This is a genomic window from Litchfieldia alkalitelluris, from assembly GCF_002153425.1.
In the GTDB taxonomy this organism is placed as follows: domain Bacteria; phylum Bacillota; class Bacilli; order Bacillales; family Salisediminibacteriaceae; genus Evansella; species Evansella alkalicola.
Map to the genome: position 1 here is coordinate 2,597,946 of NZ_KZ119600.1, position 14,873 is coordinate 2,612,818.

17 protein-coding genes and 1 riboswitch are annotated in these 14,873 nt (G+C 36.2%); of the genes, 5 read left to right on the top strand and 12 right to left on the bottom strand.

Features of this window, described 5'->3' with window-relative positions:
- The first annotated feature begins 352 nt into the window (after nucleotides 1–352).
- From BW724_RS23960 to BW724_RS12395, 4 genes are all read left to right on the top strand, one after another.
- Nucleotides 353–562, top strand: coding sequence for a hypothetical protein (locus BW724_RS23960; RefSeq protein ID WP_205160370.1), 210 nt, complete (start codon nucleotides 353–355; stop codon nucleotides 560–562).
- 47 nt (nucleotides 563–609) lie between these two features.
- Entirely contained in the window at nucleotides 610–1,080 is a 471-nt protein-coding gene (locus tag BW724_RS23965; protein WP_235848964.1) for an APC family permease, read from the top strand.
- 122 nt (nucleotides 1,081–1,202) lie between these two features.
- On the top strand, nucleotides 1,203–1,622 hold the full coding sequence (locus BW724_RS23970; protein WP_235848965.1) for an APC family permease: 420 nt from the start codon (nucleotides 1,203–1,205) through the stop codon (nucleotides 1,620–1,622).
- 53 nt (nucleotides 1,623–1,675) lie between these two features.
- Nucleotides 1,676–2,062: a DoxX family protein gene (locus BW724_RS12395; protein ID WP_176371401.1), complete on the top strand. Its 387-nt coding sequence runs from the start codon at nucleotides 1,676–1,678 to the stop codon at nucleotides 2,060–2,062.
- Nucleotides 2,063–3,135: 1,073 nt separating this feature from the next.
- Here BW724_RS12395 and BW724_RS12400 read toward each other — a convergent pair.
- From BW724_RS12400 to BW724_RS12445, 10 genes are all read right to left on the bottom strand, one after another.
- Complete coding sequence (locus BW724_RS12400; RefSeq protein ID WP_088075514.1) at nucleotides 3,136–4,068, bottom strand: type II secretion system F family protein; 933 nt, start codon at nucleotides 4,066–4,068, stop codon at nucleotides 3,136–3,138.
- A gap of 4 nt (nucleotides 4,069–4,072) precedes the next feature.
- Nucleotides 4,073–5,047, bottom strand: a complete 975-nt coding sequence (locus tag BW724_RS12405; RefSeq protein ID WP_176371402.1) for a type II secretion system F family protein — start codon at nucleotides 5,045–5,047, stop codon at nucleotides 4,073–4,075.
- 1 nt (nucleotide 5,048) lies between these two features.
- On the bottom strand, nucleotides 5,049–6,401 hold the full coding sequence (locus BW724_RS12410; protein WP_088075516.1) for a TadA family conjugal transfer-associated ATPase: 1,353 nt from the start codon (nucleotides 6,399–6,401) through the stop codon (nucleotides 5,049–5,051).
- Nucleotides 6,402–6,412: 11 nt separating this feature from the next.
- Complete coding sequence (locus tag BW724_RS12415) at nucleotides 6,413–7,612, bottom strand: CpaE/TadZ family protein (protein ID WP_088075517.1); 1,200 nt, start codon at nucleotides 7,610–7,612, stop codon at nucleotides 6,413–6,415.
- Nucleotides 7,609–8,157: a Flp pilus assembly protein CpaB gene (gene cpaB, locus BW724_RS12420; RefSeq protein ID WP_176371403.1), complete on the bottom strand. Its 549-nt coding sequence runs from the start codon at nucleotides 8,155–8,157 to the stop codon at nucleotides 7,609–7,611. Before cpaB ends, BW724_RS12415 begins: the two co-directional genes overlap by 4 nt.
- Before the next feature lie 41 nt (nucleotides 8,158–8,198).
- Complete coding sequence (locus tag BW724_RS12425; RefSeq protein ID WP_088075519.1) at nucleotides 8,199–9,104, bottom strand: pilus assembly protein TadG-related protein; 906 nt, start codon at nucleotides 9,102–9,104, stop codon at nucleotides 8,199–8,201.
- Between the two features lies 1 nt (nucleotide 9,105).
- A complete protein-coding gene (locus BW724_RS12430) occupies nucleotides 9,106–9,489 on the bottom strand; it encodes a TadE/TadG family type IV pilus assembly protein (protein ID WP_176371404.1) in 384 nt (127 codons plus the stop codon).
- The gene (locus BW724_RS12435) at nucleotides 9,486–9,977 is read right to left on the bottom strand and encodes an A24 family peptidase (protein ID WP_088075521.1); all 492 of its coding nucleotides are present in this window, start codon (nucleotides 9,975–9,977) and stop codon (nucleotides 9,486–9,488) included. Before BW724_RS12435 ends, BW724_RS12430 begins: the two co-directional genes overlap by 4 nt.
- A 155-nt stretch (nucleotides 9,978–10,132) precedes the next feature.
- Complete coding sequence (locus BW724_RS12440) at nucleotides 10,133–10,300, bottom strand: Flp family type IVb pilin (RefSeq protein WP_088075522.1); 168 nt, start codon at nucleotides 10,298–10,300, stop codon at nucleotides 10,133–10,135.
- 85 nt (nucleotides 10,301–10,385) lie between these two features.
- Nucleotides 10,386–10,556 (bottom strand): Flp family type IVb pilin, encoded by a 171-nt coding sequence (locus BW724_RS12445; protein WP_088075523.1) that lies wholly within the window; start codon nucleotides 10,554–10,556, stop codon nucleotides 10,386–10,388.
- 84 nt (nucleotides 10,557–10,640) lie between these two features.
- Nucleotides 10,641–10,724: riboswitch (cyclic di-GMP riboswitch) on the bottom strand.
- A gap of 165 nt (nucleotides 10,725–10,889) precedes the next feature.
- Between BW724_RS12445 and BW724_RS12450 the strand changes: the two genes are divergently transcribed.
- Nucleotides 10,890–11,228: a DUF192 domain-containing protein gene (locus tag BW724_RS12450; protein WP_088075524.1), complete on the top strand. Its 339-nt coding sequence runs from the start codon at nucleotides 10,890–10,892 to the stop codon at nucleotides 11,226–11,228.
- A gap of 141 nt (nucleotides 11,229–11,369) precedes the next feature.
- On the opposite strand, the gene BW724_RS12455 is transcribed toward BW724_RS12450, so the two are convergent.
- The gene (locus BW724_RS12455) at nucleotides 11,370–11,909 is read right to left on the bottom strand and encodes a hypothetical protein (RefSeq protein WP_205160371.1); all 540 of its coding nucleotides are present in this window, start codon (nucleotides 11,907–11,909) and stop codon (nucleotides 11,370–11,372) included.
- Nucleotides 11,910–13,004: 1,095 nt separating this feature from the next.
- Nucleotides 13,005–14,849, bottom strand: a complete 1,845-nt coding sequence (locus BW724_RS12460) for a muramidase family protein (protein ID WP_176371405.1) — start codon at nucleotides 14,847–14,849, stop codon at nucleotides 13,005–13,007.
- Between the last annotated feature and the right edge of the window lie 24 nt (nucleotides 14,850–14,873).

Sequence of the window (14,873 nt, forward strand, 5' to 3'; positions counted from 1 at the left end):
AATCACATTTAATAAAGTATTCTAGTGTTCACTCTATATCATTTCAAATACGCTGTCCTTACGGACTGTTTATTAGTTAACGTACTTGCGCTATGCCTTTGAATCCATCACAGACAGCTTTCTTTTTATTAATTCGTTATTATACCTCAAAACCAGTAAGAACTACTTTTCGTAGTTTCTTACTGGTTTTATTTTTAAATGTATTGTCCTGCCCAATTCCTCTGATTACTAATATTTCAATTTATCCATCGATCAAAGTACGTTTAAAAGTTAAAGTGCGTAACCTAATCTAAATAAGACAATTTTATTAATCGAGCTTAATTATTAATTTTTACACCATGAGGTGATCACATTGGCTGAAGATATGAATGTTTCAAAAGGAAAACTACAGAGGGATCTAGGCCTTCTAGATGCAGTGGGGATTGGAGTAGGTGCTGTCATAGGTGCCGGTATTTTTGTCGTAACGGGAGTTGCTGCTGGCGTTGCTGGTCCTGCCTTTTTAATTGGTTTACTAATCGCTGGTTTCGCAGCTACATGTAATGGCTTAAGCTTGCCCAATTAGCTTCTGTCTATCCTCAATCAGGCGGTACCTACGAGTATGGTTACCAGGTGCTATCTCCCTGGTTGGGATTTAGCGCTGGGTGGATGTTCTTAGCGAGTAAAATATCTGCCGGTGGAGTTGTTGCCATTGGCTTCGGAAGTTATCTATCACAATTACTTCCCATGATTCCTGAAAAAGCAGGTGCTATTGGTGCGGCCTTGTTATTAACGGCCGCTAATTATTTTGGAATAAAAAAGGTAGGTAAAATAAACTTATTTATTGTGGGAGTGACCTTTCTCTCTTTATTATATTTCATTATATCAGGCATACCATCCTTCGATATTGCTAATTTAACCCCCTTTGCGCCAACCGGGTTTTTCGGAGTCGCTGAATCCGCAGCTTTATTGTTTTTTGCTTTTACAGGTTATGCACGGATTACTACTCTAGGAGAAGAAGTGAAAAATCCAAGAAAAACAATTCCAAAAGCCGTAATAGCGACATTAACATTATCGGTACTTTTATACTCTCCATTGCTCTAGTCGCAGCTGGAGGAGTTGGCTCAGAAGCATTAAGTGAAACTTCCTCTCCTCTTAGTGTTGCAGCTTCACAGTTCACTTTTCCAGGTGTCGTTTTTATCATCGCTCTAGGAGCTACAACGGCGATGCTTGGAGTATTATTAAGTCAAATCATTGGAATTAGCCGGATGATGTTTGCCATGTCAAGAAAAAATGATTTTCCAACTTTTCTTAGCAACATTCATCCAAAATATAATGTCCCTCATATTGGGATACTTTTAAGTGGATTTATCATCGTTTTACTTAGTATATTTGGAACGCTCGAGTTTATCGTTTCCGCTGCTTCCTTTACTATTCTTTTGTATTATAGTATTGCTAACCTCGCAGCAATGAAAATGAAAGAAGAAGATAAACTTTATCCAAACTGGATTCCTATTCTTGGCTTAATTACATGTCTATCAATGGCTGTATCTCTTGAATTCATGACAATTATTTCTGGAATTTCATTACTTGTCGCTGGCTTTGCACTTAGGTGGGGTGTTCAAAAGCTTTCTATCCGTTCTTAAATGGAGACAAGTTGCATACTCTCTTACAAATTCATTTTAAGGGGGGATCCAATTTGTATCCATTATTACTGATCAGGATTGCCGTAGGGACTGTGTTCTTTTTTGAAGGTATATTTAAATGGATTCAGCCTGAACTAGGTGTACTTAGATTTCAATCCATTGGTTTTCCATTTCCTGAAATATTTGCGTTGTTCATAGGTACAGTAGAGATTGTGTTCGGTTCACTACTGTTAATCAATCATCAAGTTAAATATGCAGTGGCTCCCCTTTTCTGTATTTCACTAGGTGCTATAATTACTACAAAAATACCGATTTTCTTTGAATTCGGCTTTATTAAAGTTTTCCATGAAGGGAGATTAGACTTTGTTTTATTAATGGCTACTTTATTCCTCTGGATGAAACAAAGTAAAATTACAAAGAAGTTTCCGTTGCCTACTTAGGGTACTTTCATAAATAAAATGTAAAGACTGAAAGGACTATACCGTAGTTTCTAGTATTTTCTGTGGAACTCTATATCAAGTGACAGAATGCTTATAATTGCTTTTAGAAAGAGTTAAGACATTTATTTGAAAATAATATTAAAATGCCATTTATATCAACAAGCACTACAATACATTCTTTTCAAGTATAGAGAGGTTACTTATTCCACAATACCACTTTTGACCTGGTTACTGATCTATCCGCATAAAGAAAAGTCAAATCATGGTTAAATACATTCTTAAAAAAAAGAAATCCCTGTTGCGCAGTATAACGTCTACTACGTAATACAAGTAGTTTGTCTGGACCATTTGCAGAAGACTACACCTTATTGAAAATGAATCAAATTTCTATAGCACTTTTCCTTCTCCAAGATATGCGTTAATATCTTTCAACAAGGAGGATTGCAGCGGTAAAACAGTCTGTGGTAAAAAGTATGTAATTCTTTAGTAAACCTTTTGTCAATAGGTGGTAACTGTTATGTCAGAAGTGGTACATTTTAATAACTGTAATCACTTCAACTTTCAAAAGCTCTCTTTAACATAGTCAATTATACGTTGTATTTATTTCGTCTTTAATCCCTGTTGATATCCGTAAAATCACCTTTAATTTTTCCATCTCCATACTAGTTAAATAGGATAAAAATACGTGTACCCTTTCGTTAAAACGAATATATAACTTCAAAAAAAATAACCCAATTCTACAAGGATTATTTCTAAAGAGTGCCATGCGAGTGCCCATTTTAAATAAATTATATGATACTAAAAAATACTATACGTCACAGAAACCTTATTATATAGCACTTTAAAGCATTATATGACACTATATATAACGGTCAAACCATAACTTCAAAACCTTCAGGGAGGCGCGTGTCGTCTCCGGTGGGTTCGATTCCCACACGGTCCCGCCAAACCTATACATACCAAGATTTATTTCTTTCAGATCGTAAATCGTTTCAATAAACTAATAGATAATAAAAAATCCTTGGTAAATGTCATAAAGACATTAACAAGGTTTTTTCATTGAAGAGACTTATCTATAAAAACTGCATTACTAAATTTACTACTACAGGGCCAAGAAGAACTATAAATAAGGTTGGAAAAATAAATAGAACCATCGGAATGAGCATTTTTACTGGTGCCTTCATCGCCTGTTCTTTTGCACTGAATCGTTGCTTTTCTCTGATTCGTTGTGTTTGTGTTCTCAATACTTTACTTATTCCCAGGCCCATTTGATCCGCTTGAATAAGAGAGCTCATGACACTTTTAAAAAACTCTGATGGGACACGGTCTCTTAGTTCCTTAAAAGCTTCCTTTCTTGATTTTCCTAGCTTCATATCCTCTAAAGCAGATAAAAATTCCTTTGATAATGGTGAATCCATTTGACTACAGACTTTTTTTAACGCACTGTCCAAACCCATTCCCGCTTCAATGGAGACATTCAACATATCAAAAAAATCAGGCATCCCTTTTTCAATTAGTTTTGTCCGTTGTTTACTCTTTGCCGATAAATAATAATTCATATAACCGTATACAAAAACAGCTACAAAACCGGCTAACGTAATGATTTTAACCGTTTCCTCCGACGTTGGTGCAAACAAAATCATAAATAATAAAAATATACTAACAGGCAAGGTCATTTGTAATAAAATAAAATCTCCAGCCCCTAAACGTAACGGTTGCCCTGCTGCTTGAAGCTTTTTTTCGATTTCATTCATCTTATGTTTTGGCATTTTTCCTAATACAAACTGACGTGCTTTTATAACCAATGGTTGAAACAGGCGAATATATAGAGACTTATTCTCTAGTACCTCTTTTGAGTCTGACAGATTTTGTTGTTTTTGCGTCGATAAAAAAGGTGCTATTCTTTTCCCAATCTCTATTCTATTTTTATATATTCGCATGAGTAGGAGTAAGCCAATAGAAGTAAAAAAGATGAACGAACATATCCATAAACTAAATAGTACCATTTTTTTACACCTCGATTGTGACAACCTTTTGTATGAAAATCCAGCCTAACAGCCCTGAACAAGATCCGCCTGCTAACAACACCCAACCTAAAGGATGTGAGAACATTGGTGTAAAATAATCAGGATTCATAACATTTAATAGCAACCCTAAAACAACAGGTAATAATGTAATTACCAACGCAGACATTCTCCCCTGGGATGTGAGTGCTTTTAACTCGTCCTTTAATCTGACTCTGTCTGATATCGTATCTTGTATCGTTTCTAAAATAGTTGCAAGATTACCGCCTGTTGAACGTTGAATTAATACAGCATTAACTACTATTTCTAAATCTTTATTCGGCAACCGTTGTAACAGATTCTGAAAAGATGTTTCTGTCGGAATTCCCAAGTTTATTTCTTTAATGGTCCGTTGAAACTCAATTCCTATCGGGTCAGGAAGTTCTTTTGAAACAAGTTGCATCGCTTGCATAAAGCTAAATCCCGATTTCATTGCACTTGCCATTGTTTCTAATGCTTGTGGTAATTGTGAAGCAGATGCTGCTATTCTCGTTTCTTTCTTCCTTTTCACATAAAAATTGGGTAGGATCCACCCAATTAAACTAATAACTATAGATACTGTTAATGAAACGCCAATGATCATTAAAAATATAAAGGCAACTCCAAATATTATAATCCTTATGGCAATAAACTCTTCTACCTTTAAAGGAAGTCCCGCACTTTCTAATTCTAGCCCTAACTTACTTCTCTTTTGTTCTGATGTTTTTATATTTTTTGAGAAATGCTCAAAGGTATTTTTAAACATAGAATTTTTCGCTATTTTCGTTGGAACCACATTCTGTTTTGTGACAGAAATCGTTCCATGCTGTGGAAAAAACTTTTCAATTCGTTTCTTTACATTTTGTTTCTTCCTAAGAAAATATAGGGACGTGAAGGCGAAACTAAGTGTTGAAAGTATAAAAATGACTGCAATCATCGCCATATTAGCCTCCATTAAACAAATGAGATGGTAATTCATATCCATACTGCTCTAGCTTTTCGGAGCAATATGGACGGATTCCCGTTGCGGTATGCACTCCAATGACTTTTCCATCCACATCAGTTCCTTTTTGCTTGTAAACAAATAAATCCTGTAAGACGATGGTGTCTCCTTCCATACCAATTACTTCCGTTATATTTACTATTTTTCGACTCCCATCCTTCAATCGTGACTGCTGAATAATGAGATCAACTGCACCAGCAATCTGTTCTCTTATTGCACGAATTGGCAAATCCATCCCTGCCATTAACACCATCGTTTCTAAGCGAGACAGCATTTCACGTGGTGAATTAGAGTGCCCTGTCGCTAATGAACCGTCATGCCCAGTATTCATTGCTTGAAGCATGTCCAATGCTTCTCCACCTCGAACCTCTCCGATAACAATTCTATCAGGTCTCATCCGCAATGAATTTTTTACTAAATCTCGGATAGCAATAGCCCCTTTACCTTCAATATTTGGTGGACGGGTTTCTAAAGACACAACATGATCTTGTAATAACTGTAGTTCTGCTGCATCTTCAATCGTGACAATTCTTTCATCATGCGGAATAAACGATGACATGATGTTTAGTAAACTAGTTTTACCACTACCAGTCCCACCGCTTATAAAGATGTTTAAACGTCCTTTTACACATGCGTCCAGAAACTGTGCCATTTCTTCTGTGACGGAACCAAATCGGATAAGGTCTTGAATTTGCAAGCGATTTTGTGGAAACTTCCGGATCGTAATTACTGGTCCTACTAGCGATAATGGTGGAATAATTGCATTCACCCTTGAACCATCAGGGAGGCGAGCATCAACCATTGGACTGCTCTCATCTATTCTTCTACCAAGTGGAGAAACTATTTTCTCAATCACTTGTAATACGTGGTCATCATCACGGAAGAAATTAGAACTAAGGCTTAATTTCCCATTTTTTTCAATATATATTTGATCCGGACCATTTACCATAATCTCGGATACCTCAGAGTCATTTAACAGTGGAGTGATTGGACCGAATCCAATCAATTCATGCGACACCCTATCAATTAGCTCTCTTTTTCCTTCGAAAGTTGATCGATCATTTTTATCATTTAAGAATTTCATCGCTTCAATATCAATGAGTTCTTTTTGTTCCTTATCAGTTAATTCTGGCTTCTTTTTTAACTCTGTGATTAAATAATTTTGAAGTTCAATTTTCAGCTCAGAATCCTTTGGTTTTACAGCTTCCCTAATCTGAGATATACTATCGGGCTGCCCATTCCCTTTCAAGGAAGAAGCCGCATTTTTTTCATTGATTCTTTTCAATAATGACATTTCTTCCCCCCCTATTTACGCTTAGCAAAGAAAAACATTCCTTTTTTCTTCTTCTTCCTTGTTGTTGGTGGATCATTTTCATTTTCAGAGAAATGATGGATTAGCTGATTTCCGATATTCAACACTGCTTTGGCAACAGCGGATCTAGAGGAAATCTCTACAAACGGTTCTCCTTTATTGATTGAGCTTATGACGGTTTTGTAGTCACTTGGAATTGTAGCATGAACATTCATCCCTAAGACATCCTCTGTTAAATCCTTGGTCATCCCTTCCGTTTCTGCGTCTCGATTTAAAATAACACGAATATTATCTTTAAGTCCTAGTAAATTTAATGTATCGATCGCGAGTTTCCCATTTTTTAACGCAGGTAAGTCCAACGATGCAATTAATAAGATGACATCAGAATGTTCAAGGGCAATTAAGCTCGTTTCTACAAACGCTGGAGGTGTATCAACGATAATGATGTCATACTTTTTTTTCAATTCTTCTAACAAGTAGCTAATGTGTTCCCCTGTAATCAGTTCAGCAAATTCCGGAAGAGGAGGTGCTGCGAATATATCAATCCCCGATTTATGTTTCAGTACAAAGTCTTCAATTGATTTGTCACCATGTTCATATGACCCCTTGACCCAATCATAGATCGTTCGGGACGGTTGTTGGTCAAATAAAAGGGCCACATCACCAAATTGGAGATCTAAGTCTATAACCACTACTTTCAAATGATGTTTATTTAGTGCGACAGCTGTATTTACGCTAATCGTTGTCTTTCCGACGCCACCTTTTGTACTGCAGACCGTAATAATTTTGGCAGTATTATCATTTTTCGCAGAAAGGTCCCCTTCAAGTTTTAAGCTGACAACTTTTTCAGCTTTTTTGATCGAGTCGATTACCTCTTGCTCATCACTCTCGATATCCAGAACATCAACGGCACCTGAGAACATGGCTTTTTTATAATCAATATCTTCTCGTTGTAAAAGTAAAATAACAGCTGTTTGTGGAAAAAGTCGTGTGACCTCCTGACATATATCATAGGGGTTTTGGATAGAGTTTGGACCAAGCACTACAATGTTCCCTTTTGAATTCGTTAATTCTACTTTTAATTCAGAATAAGTATTGAAGGTTTTACTCCGAATTTTCAACTCGTATAGCATACTTTGCACTGCAGTAGAGTACATATTTTTTTCAGACAAAATGTAATAATTTAGTTTCATTTCGGCATCTTTCCTTTGATGAGTTCTTCTAAGGAAATTTGGACATTTGAAGATACTTCTTTGTCTTCTTCTCCTCTCAACATCAATGTTATAGAACCAATTTCTTTTGCAAACGCAAGAGAAGTACCTTGTTCGGGAGTAACTTCAAGTGTAACCATTTCATTAAGCTGGTTGAGTTCATATTGTTCATCATTAAACGTTTTTCCAACTGCTAACACTTTAATTCCTTGTAATAGAATTTGAGAGGATGTAATTTCACTCACAGGTATTGGTAAAATCGCAACAACATCTACATAAGAGCCTGGCGTAACGAAACCTGACACATTTTGAACTTCAGTAACTGAAATTGATATTGCTCTTTTACCAGATTCAATTTCTATCGTGTGTCCGTGTTCTACATCACTAACTGCTTCTGCCTCTTCAACAATTGTTGTTGTATTAACCGTCTGGTTAGTATCCCCAGGGTTGGCTGCTAATATATAAACAAATAAAGACATTATCATTCCGAATATGATAGCTAACATCCAAATTTTTTTCGTATTCATTGGCATCACCTTTATGTTCTTTCCCTGTTTTATGATGGATCTTATTGTGTTAATCCATATCCAAATGTTCCATAATTAGATTGAGCTGGCGCAGCCTGTCCCGAACTAGACGCTTGGATAAAGCGCCCTGTTACTTCAGCACCGTCTCTTGTTGACGACACGCTTTCTAAAAAGAAAGTAGCAAAGCCTACAACCCGTACTTGTTTTATTTGATTCTGTTCTGTTTGAACAGGAGTATAGACTGGAATTAGAACAACCCTTGCGCAGTTTGGCGGGTAGTTTAAGTAGGTTGCATCCGGACAGCTAGCAATTCGATCATTTACCGCACGTTGTGTAGGTCCAGCAATCTGACCTGTTTGCGTATTTAAAGTAGTGTTGACTTTTAATTCATAATTAAAGCCATTTCGTAAATCGTTTTCATAATTATTTGCACCTGAACCTGTTAGAGCAATCGCCCCAAAGTTTCCACTAGCGGATTCACTTACTTTTATCGTTTGTAACGATCCGAATGCTAGATTATGTGATGGTTGGATACCTAATGGAATTGATCCAGTACCTGATTGCAACGGTTTAAGTTCAACAACAGCTCTAGCAGAAATGGTTGGCTCCTTTATTCCTATCGCCTTACCAAAAAATAGCGTCCCTTGTTTACTACCTGTCACTTCAAGCAAGGTATTGCCTTGGTTTGTCAAGCTTCGAAAATTGCTTGGATCGCCACTATTTAAGAGAATTGTATGGTGAACTTGTTGTTGTGCCCTTGAAAAATTACTTGGAAGCTCTTGGGCTCCAGCTAAAGCTGCAGCATCTGCGATTTTCTGCATACGATTTTTTTCTAGATACAGTGAACCGAAATCAATTACTAAAGCTAGCATGGCAATAAATATAGACATGCTAAATGCAACTAATATAATCACCGCTCCATCTTCTTTTTTTAGCAAGTTTTTCATATCATTCTATCCTCATGACCGTATTCGCTTTTATCTCCAATGATTCAGGTAATACATTATTGATTATTGGAACTGAAGGTGTTATCGGATAAGATAATTGTACCGTTACATAATTCCCTCTTGAGCGATTTACTCGTGAAGGTGTTTGTGAAATGGAAATTTGATTTGTATTAAGTGATCCAGCAGATGTTCTAACTCGCTCAACGACATCGGCATCAGTTCCCCCAACACTAGCAATTCTCGCCCCTTCTCGGCTCGCATGCTCTAGTGTTAAGTACACATGAAAAATTCGACCAAAATCGATGATTACAAATAAAATAAACACAAGAATCGTCAATGTTAAGGCTAATTCGACCGTTGCTTGCCCTTTTTCTGATTTAATCACAGGAACATCACTCCCGAATAACAAACTGTTCCTAGTACGATCGCCACACCATAAGGAAACGCATGGTGTAATTCATTTTTGTTTAATCCATCCAATGATCTAAACTGAGCAGAGAACAAGATCCGCCTTATAGTACAAATCAACTCTTTTTGTTTAACTAAAATAAGAAATGCAATCATCCCTCCAATAATGGCTATATATAAGAAGGAACCTAACGTAAAAGCTGCACCTTGTAGTGCGCCTATAGCCATTAGAAGCTTCACATCTCCAGCTGCCATTCCGCCTAAGGCATATGGTATAATTAACAAAGCTAACCCCGTTAATAGACCTAATAAACTAAATAAAAAACCGTCCCACCCATAAGTAATCGTATTCAAAGTAAGTCCCGCTATCATGGCAGGAAAAGTGACGATATTTAATATTTTTCTATCTTTTATATCTGTGAATATAGAAATAGCAAGAGCAATAAATAAAACTACAATTGTCATGGTTGTCACCTCTTTTTACGTGAAATAGATCTCTATACGAGATTAAACCACTTTTAACTTCTTTTTTTATTTTAAAAAAACCCTACTTTCTAAAATAAATTTGAAAGTAGGATTTAGTATCTTAGGAAAATAAACAGTTAATGAATATTTATTAGTTAATTGCCAAAAACAGAGTTTCTTACTTCGTTAACTTTATCAATTAAGGCACCGCCGAATGCTGTAAATGCTGCAATTGCTCCAATTGCAATTACTCCTAAAATTAAACCATACTCAGTCATACCTTGACCTTTTTCTTCTTGCATAAATCTTTTAATTTGTTTCATTCTATTTTATCCCCTTTTTTAATATATTGTATTTATATATTTAACGGACGTTGTGAACTGAAAGTTTATAACTATGAAAATATACTTAATTTGAAGAGAATACAGAATCTTTCACTTCATTAATTTTATCAATTAAAGCCCCACCAAAAGCGGTAAATGCAGCAACTGCTCCAATTGCAATTACTCCTAAAATTAAGCCATACTCAGTCATACCTTGACCTGTTTCTTCGTTCATAAATTTTTTGAATTGTTTCATTATTTGTGACCACCTTTTTATTTTTTTGTTTTATTGCATAAAAAAATACTACACCCGAAGAATAGTATAATAGTGATCACTATTTTCGGTAACTGGCTGGCATATCGTTTTGACTTAGCCCCTAAAGCTTTGCGTCCCATAGTTTCCTATGGTTTGCCTTTATCATATTTTTAAACAACGTTCGATGTCGTATTTTGTCGTTGTTTGTAATGCGATTATAGCACGCGTTTTATTCAAGCAACAATATCAAAATGTTACAATATATACATAAATATGGAAATTTATATTTTTTTTAATAACTAGGATATTTAAGATCACTAAGGACGTGAAAAAATGCAAGTCATTACAGAATCTAACATAAGACAAGTTCAAATTACTATTCATCGATATGATACGTTCTTTCTAAGGTTAAAAGGCTTAATGTTTCGTTTTAGTCCAATTAAAAATGAAGGAATACTACTATACCCCTGTAATTCCATTCATATGTTTTTTATGTTTTTTCCGATTGATGTCATTTTTTTGAATGCCAAAAATGAAGTTATATTGACGAAAGAAGCTGTAAAACCATGGAAGGTTATATTTCCTGTTAAACAAGCAATAGCCGTCTTAGAGCTTCCAGTTGGGAGTATCTCACAGTATGAAATTCAAGCAGGGTCCGTCATAAATGTTTAAATTAGTTGTTATGCTAACTAATTGAAAATTAATCCTAAACAAACATCCACTAATGCTTTAACTCCAGTACTATACCCTAACGGCCTGTAACTTGAAAATCCTTCAGTCGAAATAGTAACTGAAGGATTTCCAATGTAATTATCAGTAGCATTGAAATGATGATATTTGTCTTAAATCCACTCCAAAGTATAACCAGAAAAATCCATTCCAACGATAGCCCGCAATCGAGTTTCTTCCAACAAATACTGGATAGAACCAAAACTGTTGTCTATTATTTAACCAAATATACGTATAACGGTACAAACAACGACGAATGCCACCTGGGTCAACTGCCATCACACCTATTCCCCCAACTCCACCTGGTTGTGATGATGGTATAAATGATGGTGGTGGACTACTTGGCGGACCTTCTTGAGGTGATTGTCCCGGCCCAAAACCTGGTGGTGGACCAAAACCGGGTGGTCCTGAAGGTGGTTGTCCGGGTCCAGATGGTGGACCAAATGGCGGCCTCCCCCCTGGTGGACCAAAAATACCAGTTAATCCACCTACTATCGGGCCTAAGCCAATAGGTTGAAACTGTCTTTGTTCATATGTTCCTTCCCACATTCCATTATCTACTTGATCATTGTATGTTTGTCTGTAGTCCAATTCTAGTTCATTATTATGGTTTGGATACACCATAACCCCTCCCTTTATTAGGTATAAACCTGTAGGCTATTTTCCATATTTATACTATGCAGATTCACAAGCGAATCAACTTGTACTTATGTAAATAGGCAAACGACGTGGGTTATTAAGGAAATGGATAAAAGACGACGGAATGAATGCTAGAATTGGAGAATAACATTCCTTTTTAGTCCCATCACTTAATTATTAAGTTTAATATTTATTTCGGTTTTTGCTTTCTTATAAACTACTTTTATCGACTTCACTAGCTAATTCTAGTAAAACACATAAAATAACCCCTAGCTTTGCTAGAGGTTATCAGAGGTTAACACCTTAGGGGACCCAACCACTTACATCACACTATTGTACATTCCATGCCATTGTCTCAATCTTTAATTGAAATTGACAATAACAGTCAAGAGCGATGTGTGTTTATTCCGTTTTGGGTACAGTAACGATTTCCTAGTTATTCATTAAAAATAACTTGTAATCTCGTTTTGCATATCCTTATGCTACTTATTAACATACTAAATTTGATCTTTAACAAAGTTTAACATAAGCTTACTTCAGTTATCTTTGTAACTTCAGTTTACTTCCGCTCACTTCGGTTAACTTTCTAACTTTAGTTTACTTCGCTCACTTCAGTTAACTTTCTAACTTTAGTTGCTTCGACTAACTCAGATCATTTTTAGTTACAGCTAAAACTCAGACATAAGGTGAGACTGTCAACCGGTTTGTTTCATTGGTTTGGAAACGGAACCAACTTTTATGGTTGAGTCTCCTACGGTGTTAACAGATTTTTTATTGTGTGCTTCTCTCTCTTTCTTTAATTAGATTATAGCATAGCTTTCAGGTTATTTTTTTGAACATTCTATGAATTTAAAAAATAACCCGTTATACATACATTAACGTCATTTTTTCAGGTATTTACTTTCACTTAAGAATTCTTAAAAACAAATACTATATAGCTAAAAATCCCAATGAAGAAGCTTAAACCAACCACAGTTAGTTTAAGCTCTCTATATTTAAGATATTTGGTAACCATCTAATTTTCAGTACCCAGTTAAAAGAAACAAGCTGCTGTCTAATAAGTATATTTTTTCATATTAATCACCTAGAAATAGTTCTTCCCGCAGCGATTTCAATTTGTCTATGCATCGAATCCTGGACTAGTCCGTCACTATGTCTCGTACTATTAGCAAAATGAATACAAAAGTGACCGTTATAATTATTATCTCTAATCACTTGGTCACCATGTGGCATTGAATGCATAGCTGCTGCTAAGTTTCTTCCATCGACCGATACAATGATTGCCCTAGGCGTCCAAGAAAAACTTCCTCCCCAAATTTCTCTCATAATTTGAGCGTCCCTTGCAGTGAGAGGTTCAGAATCTGCATGATTCCCCCCCATCGTATGTCTCACCTGAAACTGTTTGCCAGTTTGAAAATCAGTAATCGTCGCTACTTTTCCAGTTGAAAAAACATATCTTGCTTCAGTCCACCAGTCAAGGACTTCACCATGTCGAGCAGAAACAACAGGGCGGACAGGCACTTGATATTGTGGAACTTGAATAATCTGACCGATGCTTAACATACTTCTTTCAGTCATGTTATTGTGTCTTAATAAATCAAGGTATGGAACGCCATATTGTTGGCTTAAATTCCACATGTTATCCCCTGAACGTACTGTATGTTGAGTATTCGTGACTGTTACAGGATCCAGTGACCCATTTTGTACTGGTGGCATAGTTGTTTCAGAACTAGTTGTGTCAGAACTAGTTGTTCCTATAGCAATAGTGAGTGTTAGTCCAAGTTGCAAGACATCTGACGTTAAATTATTTGCCCTTCTCAATGCATCAACAGTTGTTCCATAATGATTAGCGATCCTCCACAAATTATCCCCTGAAATGACCGTATGTTCTGTAGTTGTTGGTTTGGTAGTAGATGCTTGATTTGGTGTCGTTCCATTAGTCGGTATCGTTAATGTTTGTCCTACCCGAATTACATCAGATGAGAGATTATTTGTTACTCGAAGATCCGTAACTGTAGTTCCGAATCGATTTGCAATTACAGATAGACTATCTCCTGAAACCACCGTATATGTTACTGGTGTAGGTGCCGGCTCAGGAGTTGGTTGATTAGGCGGGACTAAATCTGTGTTTCCATTAGGAATTACTAGTTTCTGTCCAAGCTGCAAAACATCCGTTTTCAAATTATTCGCATCTCGTATAGCATTTACTGATGTACCGAACCTTTGGGCAATAGAAAACAAATTATCTCCTGCAACAACAGTGTAATTCGAATCAATGATTTGTGCATTTGGTGTAGATGGCATGTTGGATTTAGGAATCGCTCCACTATCATTATTAATAACTGCTGGAATAATTAAGATCTGACCGACACTTATTAGATCGGTCGTTAACCTATTTGCTTCACGTAATAATGCAGGTGTTGAATGGTGATTTCTTGCTATCGAAAATAGCGTATCTCCTGACTTGACGGTATAAAATGCTGTAGGTATAACTAGGATTTGATTTGGTTGTAGAATATCTGTTGTTAAATGGTTACCACGCCTAATATTATCCACAGTAGTATTGAATTGCCTTGAAATACTCCACAGAGTATCTCCTTGTGATACTCTATAAAAAATAGACGACATGTGCTCAGTTTGAGTAGTACCAGTATTTGAAGCTGCTTCTACAGAGCCAGTGTTTGTAATATAAGGTATAGAGGTGACTAACAATCCTCCAACCATGACCTTAATGACAGATACTTTCGCCTTAGGATAATGGGTTTTAATTAAGCTTTTCGCTGTAAAAAGAATATCCCTTTTTTGTTCTGGTTCTCTACCTAATTCTGTAGCAAATTCAGTCCATTGATCATTCAGATACAGGTATAAAGCAACCTCGTTTTCATTATTGTGAAGTTTCCTTATCTCAAACCTGTCGATATTCATGATGTATTCACTCCTACGTTGTGT

Excerpts from the sequence above, each read along its gene's own strand:
- BW724_RS23970 (WP_235848965.1), top strand. The coding sequence starts at position 1,203 with ATGCTTGGAGTATTATTAAGTCAAATCATTGGAATTAGCCGGATGATG.
- BW724_RS12400 (WP_088075514.1), bottom strand. The coding sequence starts at position 4,068 with ATGGTACTATTTAGTTTATGGATATGTTCGTTCATCTTTTTTACTTCT.
- BW724_RS12405 (WP_176371402.1), bottom strand. The coding sequence starts at position 5,047 with ATGGCGATGATTGCAGTCATTTTTATACTTTCAACACTTAGTTTCGCC.
- BW724_RS12410 (WP_088075516.1), bottom strand. The coding sequence starts at position 6,401 with ATGTCATTATTGAAAAGAATCAATGAAAAAAATGCGGCTTCTTCCTTG.
- BW724_RS12415 (WP_088075517.1), bottom strand. The coding sequence starts at position 7,612 with ATGAAACTAAATTATTACATTTTGTCTGAAAAAAATATGTACTCTACT.
- cpaB (WP_176371403.1), bottom strand. The coding sequence starts at position 8,157 with ATGAATACGAAAAAAATTTGGATGTTAGCTATCATATTCGGAATGATA.
- BW724_RS12425 (WP_088075519.1), bottom strand. The coding sequence starts at position 9,104 with ATGAAAAACTTGCTAAAAAAAGAAGATGGAGCGGTGATTATATTAGTT.
- BW724_RS12435 (WP_088075521.1), bottom strand. The coding sequence starts at position 9,977 with ATGACAATTGTAGTTTTATTTATTGCTCTTGCTATTTCTATATTCACA.
- BW724_RS12440 (WP_088075522.1), bottom strand. The coding sequence starts at position 10,300 with ATGAAACAAATTAAAAGATTTATGCAAGAAGAAAAAGGTCAAGGTATG.
- BW724_RS12445 (WP_088075523.1), bottom strand. The coding sequence starts at position 10,556 with ATGAAACAATTCAAAAAATTTATGAACGAAGAAACAGGTCAAGGTATG.
- BW724_RS12450 (WP_088075524.1), top strand. The coding sequence starts at position 10,890 with ATGCAAGTCATTACAGAATCTAACATAAGACAAGTTCAAATTACTATT.
- BW724_RS12455 (WP_205160371.1), bottom strand. The coding sequence starts at position 11,909 with ATGGTGTATCCAAACCATAATAATGAACTAGAATTGGACTACAGACAA.
- BW724_RS12460 (WP_176371405.1), bottom strand. The coding sequence starts at position 14,849 with ATGAATATCGACAGGTTTGAGATAAGGAAACTTCACAATAATGAAAAC.